The organism is Streptantibioticus silvisoli (assembly GCF_027947535.2).
Taxonomy (GTDB): Bacteria; Actinomycetota; Actinomycetes; order Streptomycetales; family Streptomycetaceae; genus Streptantibioticus_C; species Streptantibioticus_C silvisoli.
On record NZ_JAAGKO020000020.1, the window covers coordinates 73,022 to 93,740 of the forward strand.

Genomic DNA, 20,719 nt, shown 5'->3' on the forward strand with positions numbered 1-20,719 from the left:
ATCTGTAAACTGAGTCCATGCGCATCTCGCAAGAGGGTTTCTTCACGCTACTCTGTTGCGCCGAAGGGTGCGGGAGGCGAAGGAGCGGCGCGGCGTGGACGCGGATTCGTACGCGGAGATGTACAGACCCGGAACGGGTGATCTGATCGACGAGCGCTACGAGTTGACGGAGTCGCTCGGCAAGGGCGGGATGGCCCACGTCTGGCGTGCCCGCGAGGCCTCCGCGGGTCGCGAGGTCGCAGTGAAGTTCCTGCGTCACGACTCCGAGGCCCTATACGCTCTGGACCCGCACGAGAGGGCGGCCGAACTCGCGGTCAGACACGCCCGGTTCCGGCGCGAGGCCACGCTTCTGGGCACGCTCGACCACCCGGGCATCACGGCGCTGTACGGCAGCGGATCGCACCGGGGTGTGCCGTACATCGCCATGCGCCTGGTGACCGGGGTGAGTCTGCGGACCTTCCTCGACGAGCACACACCGCTGCCGCCGGCGACGGCGATCGCCGTCGCCGTACAGGTGGCAGGAGCATTGGCCTGCGCGCACACGTTGCCTGTCGTGCACCGGGATCTCAAGCCCCCCAACATCATGATCGACGACGAAGGGGCGGCCGTCCTCATTGACTTCGGCATCGCCAAGCCGCTGCGGGCCGACGCCACCCGGTACACGGCGCACGGTTCCACGCTGGGCACCCGCGGCTACCTGGCACCCGAACAGCTCCTGGAGCGCGAGCCCACAGCGCGCACGGACGTGTACTGCTTCGGCTGCGTCTTCTACGAACTGCTCACCGGACGCCCGCCGTTCCCGCTCGGCGCGGACGCCGGTCTGACCGAGAGGCATCTGTACGAGGAGCCATTGCCGCCGAGTTTGTACGCCGCGGGCATCCCCGAGGCGATCGACGACCTGGTGATCCGCATGCTCGCCAAGCAGCCTGGGCGGCGACCGCCCGTCGACGAGGTCCTGGAGGTCCTCGCCCCGCTCGGCCCGCAACCTGGCGACCCCGAACCCCGGCCGCGCACCCACCCCGATCCGACGGCCCCGCTCCGCCGGCCCGCGGACCGGACTCCGTGCGCGTTCCGCGCTCCCTGCGAGCCGCCTGCCACGGCTTCGGCGGCAGGCGAGGAGGAGTGGCTGGACGCCCGCGCGGTGGAACTACTCTGCACGCGGGCCGAGTCGGAGATCGCCGCCGGCGAATCAGGGGAGGCGACCGGCCGTCTGCGCGAACTGGCGGAGCGTGCGCGCGGGGAATGGGGAGAGCGCCGCCCGCTGGTGCGCCGTGTGTGGCGGGGAGCGGCGGACGGGCTCCGGCTGGCCGGAGACTTCGGTTCCGCGGCCCGTCTCTACCAGGGCATCGACGATGGTCTCCTGCACGGGGATGGTCCGGCCGAGCGGGCGGAGCGCGCGGTGGTCCGGCTGCGACTGGCCGAATGCCGACTCGCCTTCGGTGAGCTGGAGACCGCTGTCGCCACGGTAGACGCCGCGGGACACACGGCCGCGGGTCTGCCGCGAGAGCTGGCCATACAGGTCGAGTCCGTACGGCACGAGGTCGATGTCCAACTCTCGGCTCGGTTCGCGGACACGAACGACCGGGGCGGGCCGGGGACCTGACCGCACGGCAAGGAGACGTGATGCGCGTCACCATGCCACACCGCGCCGCGCCCCAGTGGCCCCCGCCGCCGCGCGCGGCCACCCGAGCGCACTACATCCCGCCCGCGAGCCGCCCAGCCGCCAGTTCGTCACCGAGGTCGTGGACGAGTTCCGCACCGAGCTCGGCGGTGCGCCGCGCCATCTGTTCGAAGGCCGCGAGCTCGCGGAACGCCTCGCCGTAGCGCCGCTGTTCACCGAGCGGCACCTGGCGGACCTGGAGGCGCCGGACATCGATACGGGAGGAGCTCGTCGCGTGCGTCCCGGCCTGCCGGACGTTGGCCGGAGCGCGCAGCGAACCGGCGAGGAACCAGGCGTCGAGCTGCTCGGACTGCACCCGCACGGCGTGCAGCTGGGGGCCCAGGGCGGTCGGCGGCCCCTCATGAACCCAGGCGGAGAACGCCCGCGCCACCCCCACCACCACGATGTCCCCGGGTTCGGCGATCACGGCCTCGCGCGCCGCAGGGTCGTCGGCGGCGAGGCGCGCCCGAGGTTCGCCGCCCGAAAGAAGGTCGGGAACCGTCAGGAACGGAATATCCTCGGCCGACGGCGCCCCGGTGCGGACCGCCGCCTCCGGTGGTTGCTGGCCACCGCGCAGGGAGAGCGCCCCCGCCCGCGCCAGTTCGGCGACGGTGGTCGCCGTCAGCTGTGCGGCGGAGGTCAGTTCGAGCGCCGCGAGCAGCCGGGCCAACTTGGTCATCCTGGCGGCGAGATCTTTGAAGTCCCGCCAGGATGCCGCTAGTCGCGGCGCCGTGTTCGCCGGCGACGGGGTGATGTGGCGTCCCGGAGTGAGATCGACCTCGTCGTCGAGGAGCTCGATGACGGGTACGCGTCGCACGAAGGGAGAGACCTCGGCCCGATCGGTCTGCCCGACGGCCTCGCGCAGGAAGTCACCGATCGCCGCCCATTGGGGTGCCCACTCGCGGCCCGGGTCCCGGGGAAAGCGGGACACGCCGTCGGCCACCAGCAGGTGGCCTCCCGCGTGTGGCTCTTCACCTGGTACGGGCGCCCGCAGTACCCACAGGTGCAGGGATACGCTGTGGGGCGCGGCGCATCCCGGCGGCAGCGCGACGACGGCCTTCAGCTGGCCGGTGCGCAACAGCGATCCGCGGATGCGCCGGCCCGCTTTTCGCGCCGCCACGGCGGGAGGCAGCAGCAGCACGGCCGCGCCGCCGGGCCGCAGCCCGGCCAGACAGTGCTGGACCCAGGCGAGTTCGGGTTCGGTACGCGGCGGCAGCCCGTGGCTCCAACGGGCATCCGTGGCCAACTCCTCATATCCCCAGTCCCGTTCGTTGAACGGCGGATTGCACAGGACGATGTCGGCGGGGACGTCGGCGAACGGGTCGTCGCGCAGAGAGTCCCCATCGCGTACGTCGATGCGCGCGGGCTCTTTCGCCTGGGTGTCCTCGGCGAGGCTCAGGCGGGCTTCGGCGAGTGCCGCGAGTACGGGATCACGGTCACCGCCCAGCAAACTCAGCGCCCCACCACCTGTCCCGCTGGCCACCTCGGTCGCGGCCATCAGGAGGTGGCCGGTACCGCAGGCGGGGTCCATCACCGTGATGCCGCCGCCGACGGCCGCGACGCGGGTGGCGAGCTCCGCCATGAGCACGGCCAGCGGCTCGGGTGTCGTGGGGATCTGGCGTACATGGACGTCGAGCCAGCGGCGCAGCAAGAAGGCGAAGATCTCCGGGCCTCCTTCACGCCGCCCGAGGTCCACCGCCCGCTCGATCAGCGCTGCCGCCTCATCCGTGAACGTGGACTCCCCTTCCGCGCCCCGATGTGCGAGCCTCCTGCCCACCTCCGCGACCGCAGTCCCCGTCTCGTCGCGTCCACCGAGCGACTCGAAGCGGGGCCAGAGCCATTCTCGCTCGGCGGACTTCTTGAGCTTCTTGTTGTCGCGCAGCCAGTCCTCGATGTCAGCGAGGGAGAACTGGGGGTTGACGTCCGTGCCGGCGATCCGGGCGGGGAACGACGGATGACGCCGCCGCCAGTTGCTGACGGCGGCCCGCCCGACGCCCGCGAGACGAGCGATTTCCGCCAGAGACACGGGTACGGCACGGGGCGTGGACATCTGAACTCCCTGGACTTTTCTCAACCAAAGCGGATCTTTCCCCCATCTATGGGCGCGCGATCAAGCCACTTCCCCCTCCCGCACCTCGGCAGACTACTACGACCGGGCGCGAGTATTGACTTTGTTCACAGGCCAACCACGGACATCGCCTCTCATCGCCACCCCGTCCCGGGTCACCCTGGCCACGGAACGCGGCGAAACTCCTGCCCCCGGGTCACACAGACACACCTACCGGCACTCCGATGCCGGGACCGACCAGCAGGCGAACGGTGGCGCTCCGCTGGCACGAGATGGATTGACAGGAGGGGACACCCGCATTATTTTTTTCTTGCACCTGCACAAGAGAGAAAAAATAGTCCGAAGAAGGAGCGCGGTGCCCGAGCACACCATCATCGTCGACGCGGAGGTCTTCGCCCGCCTGCAGCGCGAGGCCAAGCCCCTCATTGACACACCTAACAGCGTGCTGCGGCGCCTGCTGGCCCTGGATGAGGCGACGGTCCAGCCCGGTGCCCTCGCCAAGTTGCTGGCCGCAGGACTGCTGCGGCCAGGGCAGCAGTTGACCTGGCGCCGCCGCAACCTCGGCCAGGAGCACCGCGCGCACGTCACCGCCGAGGGAAGCCTTCGCCTGGAGGGCGGCCGGATCTGCCCATCGCCGTCCGGCGCGTGCGAGGCGGTGACCGGAGCCAAGGCCAACGGCTGGGACGCCTGGCACACGGACGACGGCACGTCCTTGAGTGCTCTTCGCGGCAGGGTCTGAAGCACTTCGACGGGGGATCGACCCGTGGACTTCACTCAGCGCATGTCCGCGCAGCTCACCCTGCGCCGGCAGCGCACCGACATGCCGGCAATTCGCGTTCGCGAGTACGACGTGGGCCGGATTCGTCACCGACTCCCGGCGCAGCCGGTCCAACTGGCCGGCTGCGCCTGCGGCTTCCTGGTTCAGCTCTCGTGGCGGGGGCCCTGGCCCGGCGGCGGGTCCAGTACCGTCTGGTACGCGCGGCCGGCCTCGCGGGCTTTCGCCATGCGGTCGTAGATGTCGAGGATGAGGTCCTTGGTGCGATAGGTGCCGCACAAGGTCTCCTCCCGCTTCTTTACCGTCGGAAACGTCTCCATCACGTAGTCCACGTCGGCACGGCTGATCCCGTACATATGGAACAACGCTGCATCCAACTCCGCGCGCAGCAGGGCGCGGCGGTCGTCGCTCCAGCGGAACGGCATTCCGGAGTAGCCAAGATCATTTGCAAAGTCCGTCAGGTCCCTGCTGGTCCACGCCAATTCGGCAACTCGATCGATGAACCACTTGGCCCCACCGGGCACTTCGGCGAAGTCCGACAGCTCAGGAACGGGCAACTGGTAAAGATAGCCGTATGTCAGGTGTGTGCCTGCGATCTTCTGGCGGATCACATAGTCGAAGACGTACGACGACATGCACGCCTGCAGGAGAGCTGCCGCCTTTGCGTTCGCCGGGAACATGAGCGGGCTCGTGTGACCGACTCCGTACGGAGGTAGAACGGTGGCAATCGTTGTCCGCGTATCAGTGGACCGGGCGATGTCCCGCCACCCCACCAACCACCCGTTCCACCACTCCCGCTCAGCGAGCCGAGAGGCCACCCCCGGCCACATGATCCGGTTGCCCTTCTTGTCCCGATTCCCGGAATACACATCGAACTCCGGCACCCAGTACCGGGGCATCGGCGCGAACTCCGGATCATCCTGCTGCTCCGCCGTAACCCTCGGCAGCGTCCCCACATTCGCCTGCGCCTGCGTCTGTCCCTCAAACGTACCCAGCCGGTGGTCGAAGTGGTGGAGCATCTTCGCCTCGTACAGCGGCAGATAGCGCCGCCCGTCGGACGGGTGCGTGAAGATGTTGCCCTTGAGCTTCCAACCCTCGCCCTCCAGTTCCTTCCTTCCTCGGAACAAGTGGGAGTCTGAAGCCATGTTGAACAAGCCCTGTCGGAACGTGAGACCCCATGGATTCGAGCCGCCCCTTCCCTCCGCGTCAGGCTCCTTGAGGAGCACGGGGATACGCCGGTAGATCCCGAGGGTGATCTCCGCGTCGCGGCGGGTGCGGAACACCGGCAGCGTGCCGGTGTTGGGGTTGACCAGGAGGATCTCCTCGGGCGGCATCGCGAAGCGCCGCTCGTCGAGGTCCTCCATGTACCGGGTGCCGAACGCGAAGGACGCCGAATCCACCCGCTCACCCCGGCCAGCGACGGTCAGCAGCGAGAACCGGACTGAGTGGTGCACGTCCCGGCTGAGGATGAACGCCTCGTTCTCGAAGTCCAGGAACGAGGCGAGCCGTGAGGTGCGCACCAGGTCGGAGAAGAACGGCGCGGTCGTCGCGTCGGTGGCGATTCCGGTCGGCAGGACGAGGCCGAAGCGTCCGGTGGAGGCGATCCCATGAGATGCCGCCTCAGCGAACAGCGGGTATGTGTTCAGCTTCCCTCGCGCAGCCAAGGGATTCCGGCCAGACCACCGAGCCAGATGCGAGTATCCGTCGGAAAGCCGCCTATCGGCGACGTACTGCCGGTGCAGCAGGCGGTCCGCCTCCTCTGCGCTGTCGACAAGCTGGTCAATCAGTCTCTGCCGCGCAGCCTGGTTCGACGCCTTCGCAATCTCAGGCGCGCTGGTGGCGAAGTACTCCTCTGTCTTGAACTCAAGGGTCTCCCACGGCGGGTTACCCAGCACACAGCTGAATCCGCCCTTCCACCCGGTACGTTCATCCACCCCCGGCGCCTCAGGATCGGCCGGCACCCGGAACACCTCCGGGAACTCCAGGTGCCAGTGGAAGAAGTGGTACTCCTCGCGCAGCCGCGCCACCTTCTCCACCGTGCCCGCCGACAGGCTCGCTCCCCCGTCGGCGGAGTGCAGCGCGAGCAGGGAGTCCGTAGTGAGCGCGGGCGGTAGGGCTTCGTCCGCTCTCCTGGTCCCGTCGGTCCGCTCGGTCTTCTCCCAGACGAACGCCGCGCACCACGCGTCGGCCAGTCGCAGGGCTCGCAGGTAGTCGTTGGAGGTGGTGAGCTCGTGGTACGCGCGGGCTTGGTTCTGGACGTCCTCCAGTTCCTCCGACGGTGAAGTCGTGATGCCCAAAGTCGCTCTGGTGATCGCCGCGTTGGAGATCTCCAGCGCGTGCTGCTCCGAGAACAGAGCGTCCTGGCTGGCGCCGCGCCGCAGCGCCGCCAGCCACCGCTCCCGCTCGCTCGCGTTGCGGGCCTTCAGGTTTCTGACGGCCTTGGACTCGTCGCCCTCAAGGACCTTGAACGCCTCGTCGGGCAGACCGCCCGCGAGGAGCTTCGGTGTCGTGCCGAGCAGCCCGTTGCCGTGCTTGATGTGCGCGTCGAGGAACGTGAGCGGGCGGCCCGGCTTCATGGCCTCGATCCACAGGGAGACCTTGGCGAGTTCCACGGCCATCGGGTTGAGGTCGACGCCGTACACGCAGCGGGAGATGACCTCGCGCAGGGCGCTGCGTACGTCCTCGGCGCCCGGCTCCGGATCGTCGGTCTCGATCTCCGCGAGCCGGCGGGCGATGCGGCGGGCCGCCGCGACCAGGAAATGGCCGCTGCCGCAGGCCGGGTCGCACACGGTCAGGGCCAGCAGCGCCGCCTTCCGCTCCTCCCTCGTCGTGCCCGAGCGTACAGCCCGCTCGATGACGGGGTCGAGAGCCGAGTCCAGGAGGCAGTCGATGAGCGGCGAGGGCGTGTAGTACGAGCCGGAGGTCTTGCGATCGTTGCCGTCCAGCTTCTTCAGGACGTACGAGCCGTCGTCGTCCTGGCGGGGTTCGAGCTCGAGGAGCGACTCGTAGACCGAGCCGAGTTCGTCCGCGCCCAGATGCCGGTAATCGACCTTGCGGGGCCGGCTGAGCTTGGCGTCGAAGATGACGGCGAGGGCGCGCACCGCCTCGTACAGGGACTCATTGGTGAGGGCGAGACCGTCCAGCATCCCGTCCGCAGAGGTGGGTTCGAAGAGGCCGCCGAGTGCGGGCAGACCCAGTTCGGGACGCCCGCCGGGCTCACCGAGGCCCTTGATGACGAGGGTGAGGGCCTCCCACTGGTCGCTGTGCGGGCTGCCCGCACGGCGGGCGAGGCGGCGAAGGCGGTCCGTGGAGAAGTACTTCTCGTAACGGTCGCGGGCGATGTCGCCGGCGCCCGGGTGGAGGAGGAGTCCGCGGTCCTCGGTGACGAAGAGGAAGAGCAGCCGGTAGACGAGCCGCAGCAGGGCGGGGTGGAGGTCGCGAACGCTGAGGGCGCGAGTGTGCAGGGCGTCGCGCAGCTCCACGTTGTCGGGGTGAGTGATCAGCCCGGAGCCGATCACCGTGAGAGCCGTCTCGACGCCCTTGCGGAGCTCCTTGAGGGCGCGGGTGCCGGAGTCGATGGCCTCGGTGCGCCACTTCTCCAGCGGGCAGGACGCGGCGGGGTCACCCTCGAAGCGGGTGCGGTGCAGCAGGCGCCACAGGAGGACGAAGTCGTCGGAGCGCTTGCCCTCGAAGATCGCTTGGAGATCGAACTCGATGAACGCGGAGCCGATCAGCGATGCGGACTCGCGCAGCAGCCGCAGCTGGCGGCCGTTGGACAGAACACCCCACAGGGCCTTGTCGCCGGAGCGGTTGAGGTACTCCTGGACCATGGACTGCGGTGCCTGCGTCGCCACGTGGGGGGTGCGGGTGTCCAGTGGGACGTTCCAGCCGGTGAGGTGCACGGGCACGTGCGCCCACATGTGGCTGACTGGGAAGTCCTTCGTGTGGTCGTGGGCGGGCAGGCCAGGCGCCGGCACAACGGGCAACGCGCCGAAGCCGAGCTGCTCGAACAGGGGCAGCAGCCAGCGTTCGGTGGTGAGCCCCACTGCGTGCACACCCGTGTCGTCGTCCGCTCCGTCGCGGGCGAGCGCGTCCTGGTAGGCAGCCCAGACGCCGCGCAGATAACCCCAGGAGCGCTCGGCGGCGTCCCGTACGAACTCGCCCTTGGCGAACAGCCGGTAGTCGGCGGGCTTCGCGCAGGACTGCTCCTTGCCCTCCTTGATGCGTACGAGGAGGTCGTACGGCAGCAGTCCGCCGGCGGTGGCGACGGTGTCGGTGACCAGAGTCCTCGCGGTGCTCATGCGTCGGCTCCCAGCTGGATCGTGGCGGCCGGGCGGTAGAGGAAGACACCGAGGACGTCCGGGTCGCCCTGCGGGACGGCCTTCAGACCGGCGAGGCGGGCCCGGGCGGCGGTGCGGACCCGGTGGTGCGAAGCCTCCAGTTCCTTCGCGGCCGCCTTGGAGCGCAGTCGCAGTTCGTCCGTCAGGCTGGTGTCGAGGGCGGTGAGGATCGACGCGATGTGGTCGGCGGCGAAGCCTGGATCGGAGTTGCCGGTGGCGCGGGCCTCCAAGAGGGCCAGAGCCTCCTCGTCGGGCAGCCACTGGGGCGCCTCGGGTCTGCCGTGGAAGGCAACCACCCTCGCGTCTTCCGCGAGTTGGGTGCGTACGCCGCCGTCGCGGGTGGGCAGGCTCAGCTGGAAGCGGTGCCGTACGAGGAGCATCGTCGTGGGCCGTCGCACGGCGCTCGTACGGATCACGCCGCAGCGGCGGGCCGGGCGCTGCCAGGCGGGGAACCTCTCGTCCAGGGCGGTGTCCAGTACGAAGCGGGCGGTCGCGGCCACCACCGGGTCGGTGCGGGTGAGCGCCACCTCCCCGCGCGGGGCGCTCGGCGCGTCATGGAAGACGACCGGACGCGGATGGCGAGGGCCGAGCGCCGCGGTCACGGCGTCACGCAGGCCCTGCGGAAGGGCGTCGGTGTGCGCGGTGAACCCGCCCTGCTTGCGGTCGGCGGGCGCCCCACGCAGCGCGCCGAGCGCGCGGCGGGTGAACTCCCTGACCTCCTCGCCGGTGCCGAGCGCGGCACGGATCTCGGCGACCTCGGCGGCCACGTCCTCCTTCTTGATCCGGTTCTGGGCGTAGAGGGACCGGGACGCCTTCTCACGCTCGGCGGAGGATTCCCAGGCGAGCTCCAACTGCTCGGCGGCGGGAAGCTGTTCGCGCTCGAACAGCCCCTCCTGCTCGAAGGAAGGGGTCTCGCTGCGCAGGATCAGCTCTTCGAAGACCGCCTGCATGGCGCTCTCCGCCTGCTGCGGCACCGGAACGGAGATGCCGGTGGCGCGGCGGATGCGTTCGTGCTTGCGCAGTAGAACCTTCAGGACGATGTCGTCGACCGGATTGTCCGCCCCGTACAGGGTGAGGGCCTTCACGGTGTCGGTGCGCTGCCCGAAGCGGTCGACGCGGCCTTCGCGCTGCTCGTGGCGGGTCGGGTTCCACGCCAGGTCGTAGTGGATGACGGCGTCGAAGGACTCCTGGAGGTTGACCCCCTCGGAAAGGCAGTCGGTGGCCACCAGCACGCGCCGTTCGGGGGCCGGCTCGCCGTTCTCGTCCGTGCCGGTGAGTTCGGCGATCCGGTTCAGGCGCATGTCGGGCGAGAGCTCGCCGGTGACGGAGGCGACCGCCACCGGGTGCTCGGTACCCCTCTTGTTGAGCACCTTCTTCAGGTGGTCTGCGACGTAGTCGGACGTGGCGATGTAGCGGCAGAACACGATCGGCCGGTAGCCGGAGTCGAGGAGGTCGGTGACCATCGCCACCAGCTTCTTCAGCTTGATGTCCCGGGTGGGCCCGGCGAGTTTGCCCGCGGCCTCGGCCATGGCGACAAGGCGGGCCTTCTCCTTGGCGTCGAGCCTGTCTGCCACGTTCGCGTTCACGTGACCGGCGCTTTCGTAGGCCCCGGACGTGGCGGTGGGAAGCAGACTGCCCGGGACCTCGTCGGCGGAGTGCGCACTGTCACTGTCGGCGGGGTCTGACACGGTCGACTGCCCGGTGCGGTCTGCCTCTTCGGCGGTGTCGGCCTCCTGGACGCCGGCCCTGGTGTTCAGGGACCGGACGGCGGCGGCGGGCGAGGAGGACAGGGTGCGCAACAGCGCCAGCGTCGACCACCAGCGCTGCCGCTGTTGCAATGCTCCGTCGGCGGAGCGCACCGTCTCGCGAGCGTACGCGAGGACCTCGGCGAGCAAGGCGCGGTAGTCGCGGTGCAGGTTGTAGGAGACCTCGGCGCTGTCCCGGCTGGAGGGGAAGTGCGCGCCGTCCTGGAAGTCCTCACGGATGTCGGCGCGGCGGCGCTGCACCAAGAACTGGGCGAGCAGCTCACGGCCCGCGCGGGACTCGAAGCCCACCGTGGCCAGGCGGCCGTCGAGGAGCCCGAGCAGCCGCCGGAAGGGCTCCTCCTTGCCGCTGTGCGGGGTCGCGGTGACCAGGATCAGGTGTCGGGCGGGGTCGTCGGCGAGCGCGTGCAGCAACCCGTAGCGCTGCTGCGAGGTGCGCGCCGAGACCTGGGCCGTGGAGTCCGCGACACAGGTGTGCGCCTCGTCGACGATCACCAGGTCGGGGCAGTCGCGCAGGAAGTCCTCGCGATGGCGGGGCGACTTGATGAAGTCCGTCGACACGACGTAGGCGCCGTCCGGGCGGAACACCGACTGCCCGTACGGCGTCTCGCGTTCAAGCCTGCCGATCGTGGCGGGCAGCACCAGACGCGCGTCGACACCGAACTTGCCCCGCAGCTCGGTCCGCCACTGCTCGGCGAGCGCCGGGGAGCACAGCACGACCACACCGCGGGCGTCGCCCTGGGCGAGCAATTCGGCTGCGATGAGGCCCGCCTCGACGGTCTTGCCGATCCCCACGTCGTCGGCGATCAGCAGCCGCACCGTGTCCTGGCGCAGCGCCATCATCAGCGGCACCAGCTGGTACGGGCGCGGGTCCACGGCGATCGAGGCGAGGGACCGGAAGGGACCGGCCCCGGCCCGGAACCCGATCCGCAGGGCAGCGCGCAGCAGACCGGCGGTGTGCTGGTCGCCGAGATCACCGGGCGTGGGCGGGGCGAACGTGGCGGGCACCACGGTCTCCAGACCCGGCAGCACCCCCGCGATGTCGACATCGGCGCCGCCCAGCGGGCGCAGCACGAGGAGGTCCGCGGTGGAATCCGGCAGCACCACCCATTCACGGCCCCGGGCGTGGACGAGGGAGCCGACGGCGTACTTCGGGGCCGACGCGGCGGCGGTGGTCATACGAGCCTTCCGGGTGGGTGCGGGCGGGCAGACGTGACATACGTATGGAGTGTGGAGGGCAGCCGACGGGTCGTTGGACCCGTTGGCCGACGCTTCTTGGAGGGGTGTCCGACCACAGGTCAGCGACGAGGTTCGCCGAACACCTGAGGGTACTCACCGACCTTCTTGGACCAGTCGTCGTCGTAGCGGACGCGGACCACTTCCCAGCCGAAGTCCTTCAGCCGTTCCTCCGCCTCCTCGTCGCGCAGCACGATGTCGTCGTGGTCGTGGTGCGGGCCGTCGATGAAGACCGCGATCGGGCCGAATCCGGTGTCGTACACGAAGTCCGGCTTGGACAGGGCCTCGCGCACCGTGATCTGCTGGTGATCCGGGAGCCGGTGCCCGTGCGACCTCAGGTATTCGACGAAGCGCTCCTCCAGGCTGGAGTCGGCTCCCTGCCGCAGCGCGTCGGCGTGTTCGTCGCGTGAACGGCCCGGGGTGCTGGCGCCAACGGTGCCGTCCGCGAAGGCTCCGAGGAGTTCGCGTACCAGCTGCCGGTTGATGACGCGGTGGTGGCGCTGGTTGCCGAAGGAGAGCAGACAGTCGTAGCAGCCCCTCTCGCACGGGTCGCCGTTGCTCTTCTCGTCTCCCCGGTCCCGGCCCAGCTGGTCGAAGTGGGCGATTTCCAAGGCCTTGCGCGCGGCGCGGGCCAGAGCTCCGGGCTCGGCCTGCAGACGCCGGAGCACGCCCGCGCCGCCCTCCGCGCTCTCGATGAACAGCAACCGCTCACGCGGCCCGTCGTACGGCGGCAGCTCTTCGGTGTCGAGTTCGGCGTCCTCCAGCTGGAACTCCGCCTCGATGCCCCGCTCCAGGGCGTACTGGAGGGTGACGGCGGTGTCCCGGTCGACCGGCTCGGCCAGCTGGAGGACGAGGATGTTCCGGGTGTCCTGCACGTACGGGATCACCGGCATCTTGCGGTTCGCCTTCTCGGCGTCCGCGAGCCCTTCCTGCTCCTGGGGGGTCTCCCGACCGCCCTTCTTGGCCGCGCCGCCCGCGAGCCACTCGCCCGTCACCGGGTCCATCCAGAAGCCGATCTCGCCCTTGGCGACGGAGCGGCGGTAGCCGAGGTTGGTGAGCCGGACGGTGGCGCTGTCGCCGTACGCCAGCTCGGCGAGGGCGCGGCCGGAGGAGGTCTGCGCCATGGCGCGCAGTGATCCGTCGCGGCCGTCCTCGTGTTTCTTGAAGCGGTAGGAGATCTCCACCTTGTAGCCGGTGCGCTGGCGCTCCTCCTCGTCGGAGGAGATCCGGTCGCGGCGGTGGGTGAAGACGGTGTGCAGGTGCAGCAGACCGGTCCGCGCGTCACCGAGGCCGCTGCCGCAGCCCATGCAAACGTCCTCGTGCTGCTCCTCCGGGGACAGATAGCCGCAGGCCCCGCAGACCTTCGCGCTCTCGGTGGTCAGCTCACCCGCGGTGTCCGGCGGCAGCTGCACCCGGTCCACCTTGTAGCGGCTGCCCTCGTGGTAGATGAGCGCGCCGGGCCCGAACTCGCGGATCGCGATGAACCTGGAGCGCTGCAGGTAGTCGCCGTCGTAGCCGCCGCGGCTGGTGCGGCCGGTGCCCGGGATGTAGGCGGCGAGCGGCAGCCTGGGGAAGGAGTAGCCCGGCAGGAAGCCCTCGGAGGCGAAGTAGCGGTACGGGAAGAAATCCGACATCACGGTCCGCTCGCCGCCCTGCTCGTTGCGCAGCAGCGCGAGCTGGCTCTCAGCCTGGGCGCGGCGGCGCTTGGCCTGGTCCTTGGAGCGGCCCGTGGCGGTGCGGTTGAGAATGTTGCGGTGCTGGATCTCGCGCTCTTCGAGGGCCTGCCTGAAGAGGTTCTTCCAGCGCCCGCACGCCTTGCGGAAGCTGCCCGGCGCGCCCTCGACGGTCTGCTCCAGCCACCGCTCGTGCCACCAGGACGTGGCACGCAGCAGGTCGCCACAACCGTCCAGGACGGTACGGGCCCGCGCCAAAGCGCGGCGCCGGGCGGCCGGCTCGTCGATGGCCCCGGCCACCGATGACGCAAGTTCCAGCGACGGGTTGTCGCCGTCGGACTCGATCAGCCTGGCCATGCTGGCGCCGAGATCGAGCCGGGTCTCGGCGAGCCAGATCGCGTGCACATGGGAGGCGAGCAGATCCTCGTTCGCCAGGTCGAGCCGGGGCGGGGCGACAACACCGGACACCATCTGCGCGCGCCGGGTGAAGTAGTACTGGTCGTGGCTGTTACCGGTCGCGCAGTACGTGGTGACGAGCGCGGGCTGTCCACTGCGGCCGGCACGGCCCGAACGCTGTGCGTAGTTGGCGGGTGTCGGCGGCACGTTGCGCAGGTTGACCGCGTTGAGGCTCTTGATGTCGACGCCGAGTTCCATCGTCGGCGAGCAGTACAGGAGTGGGAGCCGGGTGCCCTCGCCGAACAGATCCTCGCGCTCCTGGCGGACGTCGGGGTGGACCTGGGCCGTGTGCTCGGCGGCGTGCAGACCGGCGAAGGTGGCGGCGATGTCCTGGTAGAGCCGCTTGAAGAAGGCGTTGACGCGGGGCCCGCGCTCGTCGCGGTAGGTGCGGCGCAGGCGGTCCACGGCGCCGTGGTCGTCGTCGCGGGCGTGCCAGCGGATGACCGTGTGGTTGATTCGGTAGCCGGGCTCCTCACCCCGCCCCTGGGAGACCTCGGTCAGGACTCCGCCGTCCGCCAGGACCCAGAGCAGGCCGCGGATGATGTCCTGGGCCTCGTCGAGGGAGAGTCCCTGCCCCCAGTCGGGAAAGGTGGTGTCCTTTCGGACATGGCGGCCGAACGCGGTGCGTCCCGTGAGGTTCAGCTCGCTGCGGTCGCGCCCGGTGCGGCCGGGGCGTCCGGCCCGTGCCACGGCGAACTTGGCCGGAGGGGGCGCCGCCTCCGTGTCGGCGATCCCCCACGCGTCGTTGAGCCGGGCCGACTCCTTGCGCAGTTCGGCGAACTTGGCCTCGGTGAAGTAGGGCGTGTCCACGGCGCGCTGGCGGCGCAGCTCATCCATGAGGACCGTGGACAGCCGGTGGCGCACCTCTGGGGTGGCCGTACGCAGCGGGCCCGCAGTGTCCTGCCACCGGTCCTCCTCGCCGGCGATCGCCTCCAGACCCGCGTACTCAAGGCCGAGCAGCCCGGTCTGCTCCAGGTTGGGCATGGTGACGCGCCAGCCGCGTTCCAGGTCCAGGAAGAGGCGGTACTCGGCGACCGCGGCCAGTGACTCGAGCGTGCTCTCGGCGAGTTCCTCGATCTCAGTGGGCTTGGCCGCATACTCGTGCGGGGAGAGCCCCATCGCCACCACTACCTCTTCGCCGAGCCGCTTCCAGCGCAACCCCTTGTCGCCGGCCGCGGCCATCGCCCGGTAGAGGGCGCCGCGCAGCTGCGTGACCATGACGAAGTCGTTGAAGTGGCCCGACTGCAGGCTCGCGTCCTGTCGGTTGTCGACGAAGGTGAGCAACTTCCGGGCGTCCTGCTTGAGTTCTCCCTCGGGAATGCTCTTGAGGTGACGCACGATCGAGGCGCTGATGACGGAGGTGGCGGTCGAGCGGCCCTCCTGGTCGAGGGTCATCAGCTTGGCGAAGTCGCGCTCCTTGACCTGCTCATACCCGACACCGCACTCCAGGCAGAAGAGGAACGGTGCAGGCAGGTACGCCGCGTAGATGCCACCGTTCGCTCTTCCCCCACCGGCGCCGTCCGGGCGCACCCACACCGGCTGCGGCGCCCGCTTCCTGCGGCTCGCGGTGAGCACCGGGGTGCCCTTGCGCTCGTCGAAGGTGAGCCAGCTGTCGGGGAAACGCCGCTGCTCGATGGCGTCGCCGACCTGCTCCGGCCACGGGTTGGCGGCCGAGATGTACAGATATCCCTGCTCGTCGTCCTCGTCCTCGCGCGTACGGAAGGCGACGCTGCCGTCGCCCTCCTGGTCGCGGGCCACCATCACATACTCCTGTCCGCATTCGCGGCAGAAGGACAGCGGCAGCAACAGCTTCTCGGGGGCGTTCGGGACGCGCTGTTGGTATGTGCGGGTGATGTGGCGGTCGGCCTCTCCCTCCAGGGAGACGTAGACAGATCCGCCCTTGGACAGGAACTGGTGCAGCCTGAAGGCGAACAGCGGGCGGTTGCCCTCCTCGCTGCGGGCGGCCGCCCCCGCCTGGAGGGTGGCACGGATGGCCTCCGCGCAGGCCTCGTACCAGCGCTCCTCCGGCTCGCCCTCCTCAATGCCGAACGCCTCGGAGCGCAGGCGCAGAGCGGCGGCCTCCACGGTGACCGGTTTGGCGCGGACCAGGAGCGTGCTGCCGTCCTCGTCCTTGGTCTCGACCAGGCCGAAGGTGGTCTCGATCCAGTGAGCCAGCGGATCGGCGGCCAGCCGCCCGTACTCAGCCGGAGGGTTGTTCTCCCGTACCCGCGCGGCGAGCTCGGACGGCGTGGGCACTGCGTTCCGGGTCGCCCGCACCAAGGTCTCGCCGACCACCCGCTCCGGGGAGATCTCCGTGTCGAAGAGGGTCGAGGCGACGCGGGCGACCTCACGGCGGCGCGCGGCGGGCGTGCCCCCGGTGGCCATCGTCGCGGACGTACCCACGCATTGCAGGCCGGGCGACTGGCAGGCCTCGCGTACGCGCCGCACCAGCATGGCGACATCGGCGCCCTGCCGCCCCCGGTAGGTGTGCAGCTCGTCGAGGACGAGAAAGCGCAGCCCCTTGGCCGCCCCGATGAGCTTCTCTCGCTCCTTGGGCCGGGTGAGCATCAGCTCCAGCATCACGTAGTTGGTCAGCAGGATGTCGGGCTTGGACTCGCGGATGGCCTCCTTCTCGTCCTCCTTCTCCTGACCGGTGTAACGGGCATAGGTGACCGGCTCGTTCCCCTCGCCGTATCCGGCGGTGAGGAACTTCGCCAGCTCCCGCTCCTGGCTGTTGGCGAGGGCGTTCATGGGGTAGACGATGATCGCCTTGATGCCGGGCGCGGCGCCGGCCTCCTTCTCGCGCAGCACCCGGTCGACGATCGGCACGATGTAGCCGAGGCTCTTGCCGGAGCCGGTGCCGGTGGTCAGGACGTACGAGTCCCTGGAGTCGGCCGCCTTGATCGCCTCCAGCTGGTGCTGGTGGAAGTGGATCGGGCGGACGGTGCCGCCCCGCTCGTCCTTGCCCGTACGGAAGATGTCCGCACACGCCGGGTGAAGCAGTCCTTCCGGCCGCGCGAGATCCTCAACCGAACCGCCGGGCGCGAAGCTCGGGTTGAGGGAAAGGTAGGGGTTGGGCCACTGGTCTCCGTCGGCGAGCGACTTCGACACCTTGGCGTCGATGCGCCGGTCGTCGATCACCACCGACCCGGACGTGTACTCCTTGTAGTCCCGGATGAGCCGCTGGTGCACCTTGAAGACGTCCACGTGTTCCCCACTTGTTCCCGACGCGGTCCGGAGCAACGGTAGCCACTCGCCAGCCGCGGTGCGCCACACTCCCCTTGATCGTACGTCGTACATCACAACATGCAATTGTGAACTCAGTCAATCGACAGTCGGCTCATGCGGGCGGTTTCGCCAAGCAACGTGCTCATGCCACACTCTGTCCGAGGTGCCCGCCCGGCGGACGCGTCGGGCCACGAAGACGGACGCGGACGGAGTCGCCCCGCACATGGACATCGGACCTGTGATCGCCAAGCGCTACCGGATCAAGCGGGAGATCGGATCCGGCGGCATGGGTGTCGTCTGGCTCGCCCACGACGAACACCTCGGCCGCGACGTCGCGCTCAAGACCATGAACATGGCCGCGGGCCTGACACAGGACCAGCGCACCCGGGATGCCGAACGCTTCCGGCGCGAGGCCCGCGCCGCAGCACGCCTCGACCACACCGGCATCGCCACCGTCTACGACCTCGGCGAGGAACGGGGCACACGGTTCCTGGTCATGCAGTACGTGACCGGCGTCGACCTTGAAGACCGGATCGCCGAACTGGAACGGCTGAGCATTGAGGAGACAGCTTCGGTCGGGGTGCAGATCGCCTCCGTCCTCGGCTCCGTGCACGCCCGCGACGTCGTCCACCGCGACCTCAAGGGCCGTAACGTCATCATCCGCACCGACGGCGTGGTCAAGGTCCTCGACTTCGGCGTCGCCGCCTTCCTCGAACCCGGCACCCGCAGGCTCACCACCACGGGCGAGCGGCCGGGCAGCCTGGAGTGCATGGCGCCCGAACAGATCCTGGGCAAACCGGTCGACCACCGTACCGACCTGTACGCGCTCGGCTGCCTGCTCCACAAGATGCTCACCGGCGAACCCGTCTTCGAGCACCGCTCGGACCTCATGCTTCCCGGCCTGATCCTCGACCACCCGCCGATCCCCCTGCGCGACCTGCGCCCCGATGCCCCCAAGGATCTGGAAGCCCTCGTACTCGGGCTCCTCGCCAAGGCACCGGAAGATCGCCCGTCCCACGCCGGCGAGGTCTGGCTACGGCTCGCTTCTTGGCTCCCCGAACGCGGCGACCCAGCGGCCGCGCTCACTCCTTGGGCCGAGGTCGATCCACTGCGCCCCTTCCGACACCCCATGGGGCCGGAAGCCCGCCCAGTGCGCTCCTGGGCAAGGACTCCGCAGCCAGGCCGGCCGGGCTGACGTATGCGTCTGCCCACACCTGCTGAGCGATGGACTTCTCACGCTAAGTGTGAGGATTCCGAGCTTCCCTGAGTGGTTGCCGAGCCACCGCCCATACGACTGCCGGAAGGGGAATCCAGACCTACCACCTTCTGCATGCAGCCCTGCCCAGGAGATCTCCAGCATTTCGGTGACGGCCTGGAGGTAGATCGCTCCATTGCCGACTGCCGCACTCCAACCTAGGCTACGACTAGTGTCGTCCGCTGGTTGAGGGCATGGGCGTAGTGGGCGTGTCGGTCCTCGGACACGACCATTAGGCACATGGGTGCTGGCTGAGTCTCGGCCAGCACCTTTTGCGTTTCGTGGTCGTAGGTGAGCGTGAGTCCGAGCTGCCGGTAGACCTCGGCGACGTCGGCCGCGTCTGCGGAGCGCAACACCTTGAGTAGGCCGCCAAGGGCTTCGACAACTTCGCGGATCTCGTCGCGGCTCATCCGCCGTCCCTCACCGACCGGTCCGCCGAGGCGCCGTTCACCAGCTCCCGCATCCACCGCACCCCCGACGGCCCCGACAGCCGAACCGGCTGGCGACACGTCCAGCGCTTCCGGCGGCGGGATCTCCGGCTGGATCGCCGACGCGATCAACTCGTTCTTCAAGGGCGTTGTCTCCGACGCCCTCAACCCCCTGCTCGACCTGCTCGGCCGGACCCTGTTCACCACACCCACTATGCGACTACGTCGCATCACTGGGCGTCCCCGCCCTCCCGTCCGGTCGCCGCGCTTATGGCCGGGGGCGAGCAGATGGGCGCCGGACGCACGTGACCGCCTGGAGACCGCCGTGCTGGAGCTGTTCGCGGAGAACGGGTACGAGGAGACGACCGTCGCGCAGATCGCGGACCGCGCCGGCCTGACCCGCGCCACGTTCTTCCGGCACTTCGCCGACAAGCGGGAAGTCCTGTTCGGCGGTGAGGACGTGCTGGCCGGGCTCTTCGCCGACGGCATCCGCGCCGCCGCGCCGGGCACGGCGCCGGACGGGTGCCTCCGGGCGGCGTTCGCGGCCGCCGGGAACGTGATGACGCCGCAGCAGCGGGCCAAGGCCGCCCGGCGCGTGCGGGTGGCCGCGGCGAACAGCGAGGTCCAGGAGCGGGGGCTGCTCAAGCACGCCCGGATCGCCGCGGCGATCGACGCCGCCCTGCGGGAGCGCGGCGCGGGCGAACTGACCGCCCGGCTGGGGGCGCAGCTGGCGATGCTCGCGTTCTCCGTCGCCGTCGAGCGCTGGATGGGGTCGGACGGCGCCGAGCCCTTCCCGGTGCACGCCGCGGCGGCGCTGGACGAGGCGCAGGCGCGCGCGGCCGGGCTCGGCTCCCCGTCGCACCGTCCGGCCTGACGCGGGCGCGGGCCTCCCCGGGGCCGGCCGCGCGCCGCCGCGGCGAGGCGCCGGCTACGGCGTCGGGGCGCCGAACGCGTACACCGCGAAGTCGGCGACGGGGACGTAACCGATGCGCAGGTAGAGGCCGTTGCTGGTGGGGTTGGCCAGGTCGGCGAAGAGCAGGACCTCCCGGGCGCCCGCGGCCAGCGCGGCCCGGCTCACCTCGGCCGTCGCGGCGCCCGCGTACCCGCGCCCGCGCAGGGGGGCCGGGGTGTAGACGGGAGCCACCCGGATCTGGCCGGCGACGAGGGGGGTCGTGCCCGCCATGGAGACGGGGGTGCCGTCCGGCGCCTCCCAGTAGGTGACGCGCCCGGAGGCGATCCGCGAGGCGGCCCAGGAGCGGGCGTCCGCGGGGGCGGGCTCGCCGGTGGCGGCGGCGAACTCGCCGGCCCAGGCCATGAGGTGCTCCTCGTCCCGCTCCCCCGCGACCCGGGCCCGGCCCGCCGGCGCCGGCGCCGGCGGGGTGAGCGTGCCGAGGCGGTACAGGCGCAACTGCTCCCGCAGCGCCGGGGCCGCGCCGGAGTGCCGCTGCCACGCCGCGGCGAAGGCGTCGGCGGTCTCGCGGTCCGCGTTGACGCCGGGGACGGCGCGGCCGAGGCCGACGAGCCGGGCGGCGAGCGCGTCGGCGTCGCCGGGGGTGAGCGGGGTGACGACGAGGGGGAAGGGCAGGGTGCGGAAGAGAGCCGCGCGGACCTCGCCAGCCCGCTCCAGCCAGCCGAAGACGGGGGCTTCGGGCCCGTAGACGCCCGGGCCTTCCGCCCGCAGGGCCTCGGTCACCGTCAGGGGGACGGTGTGCAGGGCGGGGCGCGAGCGCAGGAAGTCCCCGGCGCGGGCGAGGAAGGTGTCGACGTCGTCCGTGAGGTGCCAGTCGTTCGGGCGCATGCTTCAGGATTCCTCATGCGGCGGGCGCCCACCCCCGGT

General features: G+C 70.3%; 10 protein-coding genes. 4 read left to right on the forward strand and 6 right to left on the reverse strand.

The window, feature by feature from the left end:
• Nucleotides 1-94 precede the first annotated feature (94 nt).
• Nucleotides 95-1,603 (forward strand): serine/threonine-protein kinase, encoded by a 1,509-nt coding sequence (locus POF43_RS15530; protein ID WP_271323127.1) that lies wholly within the window; start codon nucleotides 95-97, stop codon nucleotides 1,601-1,603.
• Nucleotides 1,604-1,694: 91 nt separating this feature from the next.
• Here the strand turns inward: POF43_RS15530 and POF43_RS15535 are convergent, their stop codons facing one another.
• Entirely contained in the window at nucleotides 1,695-3,710 is a 2,016-nt protein-coding gene (locus POF43_RS15535) for an N-6 DNA methylase (RefSeq protein WP_271323128.1), read from the reverse strand.
• Between the two features lie 373 nt (nucleotides 3,711-4,083).
• Here POF43_RS15535 and POF43_RS15540 point away from each other — a divergent pair, with 373 nt between their 5' ends.
• On the forward strand, nucleotides 4,084-4,467 hold the full coding sequence (locus tag POF43_RS15540) for a DUF4357 domain-containing protein (protein ID WP_271323129.1): 384 nt from the start codon (nucleotides 4,084-4,086) through the stop codon (nucleotides 4,465-4,467).
• A 182-nt stretch (nucleotides 4,468-4,649) separates the two neighbouring features.
• Here POF43_RS15540 and POF43_RS15545 read toward each other — a convergent pair whose 3' ends face one another.
• The 3 genes from POF43_RS15545 to POF43_RS15555 form a co-directional block, all read right to left on the reverse strand.
• Nucleotides 4,650-8,804: an Eco57I restriction-modification methylase domain-containing protein gene (locus POF43_RS15545; protein ID WP_271323130.1), complete on the reverse strand. Its 4,155-nt coding sequence runs from the start codon at nucleotides 8,802-8,804 to the stop codon at nucleotides 4,650-4,652.
• Entirely contained in the window at nucleotides 8,801-11,785 is a 2,985-nt protein-coding gene (locus POF43_RS15550) for a DUF8741 domain-containing protein (protein WP_271323131.1), read from the reverse strand. The genes POF43_RS15545 and POF43_RS15550 overlap by 4 nt, the downstream gene beginning before the upstream one ends.
• Nucleotides 11,786-11,904: 119 nt before the next feature.
• On the reverse strand, nucleotides 11,905-17,178 hold the full coding sequence (locus POF43_RS15555; protein WP_271322786.1) for a DEAD/DEAH box helicase: 5,274 nt from the start codon (nucleotides 17,176-17,178) through the stop codon (nucleotides 11,905-11,907).
• A 244-nt stretch (nucleotides 17,179-17,422) separates the two neighbouring features.
• Here POF43_RS15555 and POF43_RS15560 point away from each other — a divergent pair, with 244 nt between their 5' ends.
• Nucleotides 17,423-18,394 carry a serine/threonine-protein kinase gene (locus POF43_RS15560; protein ID WP_271322787.1) on the forward strand — a complete coding sequence of 324 codons (972 nt, stop codon included), beginning with the start codon at nucleotides 17,423-17,425 and terminating at the stop codon, nucleotides 18,392-18,394.
• A 218-nt stretch (nucleotides 18,395-18,612) separates the two neighbouring features.
• Here the strand turns inward: POF43_RS15560 and POF43_RS15565 are convergent, their stop codons facing one another.
• Nucleotides 18,613-19,026 (reverse strand): hypothetical protein, encoded by a 414-nt coding sequence (locus POF43_RS15565; RefSeq protein ID WP_271322788.1) that lies wholly within the window; start codon nucleotides 19,024-19,026, stop codon nucleotides 18,613-18,615.
• Nucleotides 19,027-19,207: 181 nt separating this feature from the next.
• Here POF43_RS15565 and POF43_RS15570 point away from each other — a divergent pair, with 181 nt between their 5' ends.
• Nucleotides 19,208-19,756 carry a TetR/AcrR family transcriptional regulator gene (locus POF43_RS15570; protein ID WP_271322789.1) on the forward strand — a complete coding sequence of 183 codons (549 nt, stop codon included), beginning with the start codon at nucleotides 19,208-19,210 and terminating at the stop codon, nucleotides 19,754-19,756.
• Between the two features lie 54 nt (nucleotides 19,757-19,810).
• Here the strand turns inward: POF43_RS15570 and POF43_RS15575 are convergent, their stop codons facing one another.
• The gene (locus POF43_RS15575; protein WP_271322790.1) at nucleotides 19,811-20,680 is read right to left on the reverse strand and encodes a GNAT family N-acetyltransferase; all 870 of its coding nucleotides are present in this window, start codon (nucleotides 20,678-20,680) and stop codon (nucleotides 19,811-19,813) included.
• Nucleotides 20,681-20,719 lie beyond the last annotated feature (39 nt).

Excerpts from the sequence above, each read along its gene's own strand:
- POF43_RS15535 (WP_271323128.1), bottom strand. The coding sequence starts at position 3,710 with ATGTCCACGCCCCGTGCCGTACCCGTGTCTCTGGCGGAAATCGCTCGT.
- POF43_RS15545 (WP_271323130.1), bottom strand. The coding sequence starts at position 8,804 with ATGAGCACCGCGAGGACTCTGGTCACCGACACCGTCGCCACCGCCGGC.
- POF43_RS15550 (WP_271323131.1), bottom strand. The coding sequence starts at position 11,785 with ATGACCACCGCCGCCGCGTCGGCCCCGAAGTACGCCGTCGGCTCCCTC.
- POF43_RS15560 (WP_271322787.1), top strand. The coding sequence starts at position 17,423 with ATGGACATCGGACCTGTGATCGCCAAGCGCTACCGGATCAAGCGGGAG.
- POF43_RS15575 (WP_271322790.1), bottom strand. The coding sequence starts at position 20,680 with ATGCGCCCGAACGACTGGCACCTCACGGACGACGTCGACACCTTCCTC.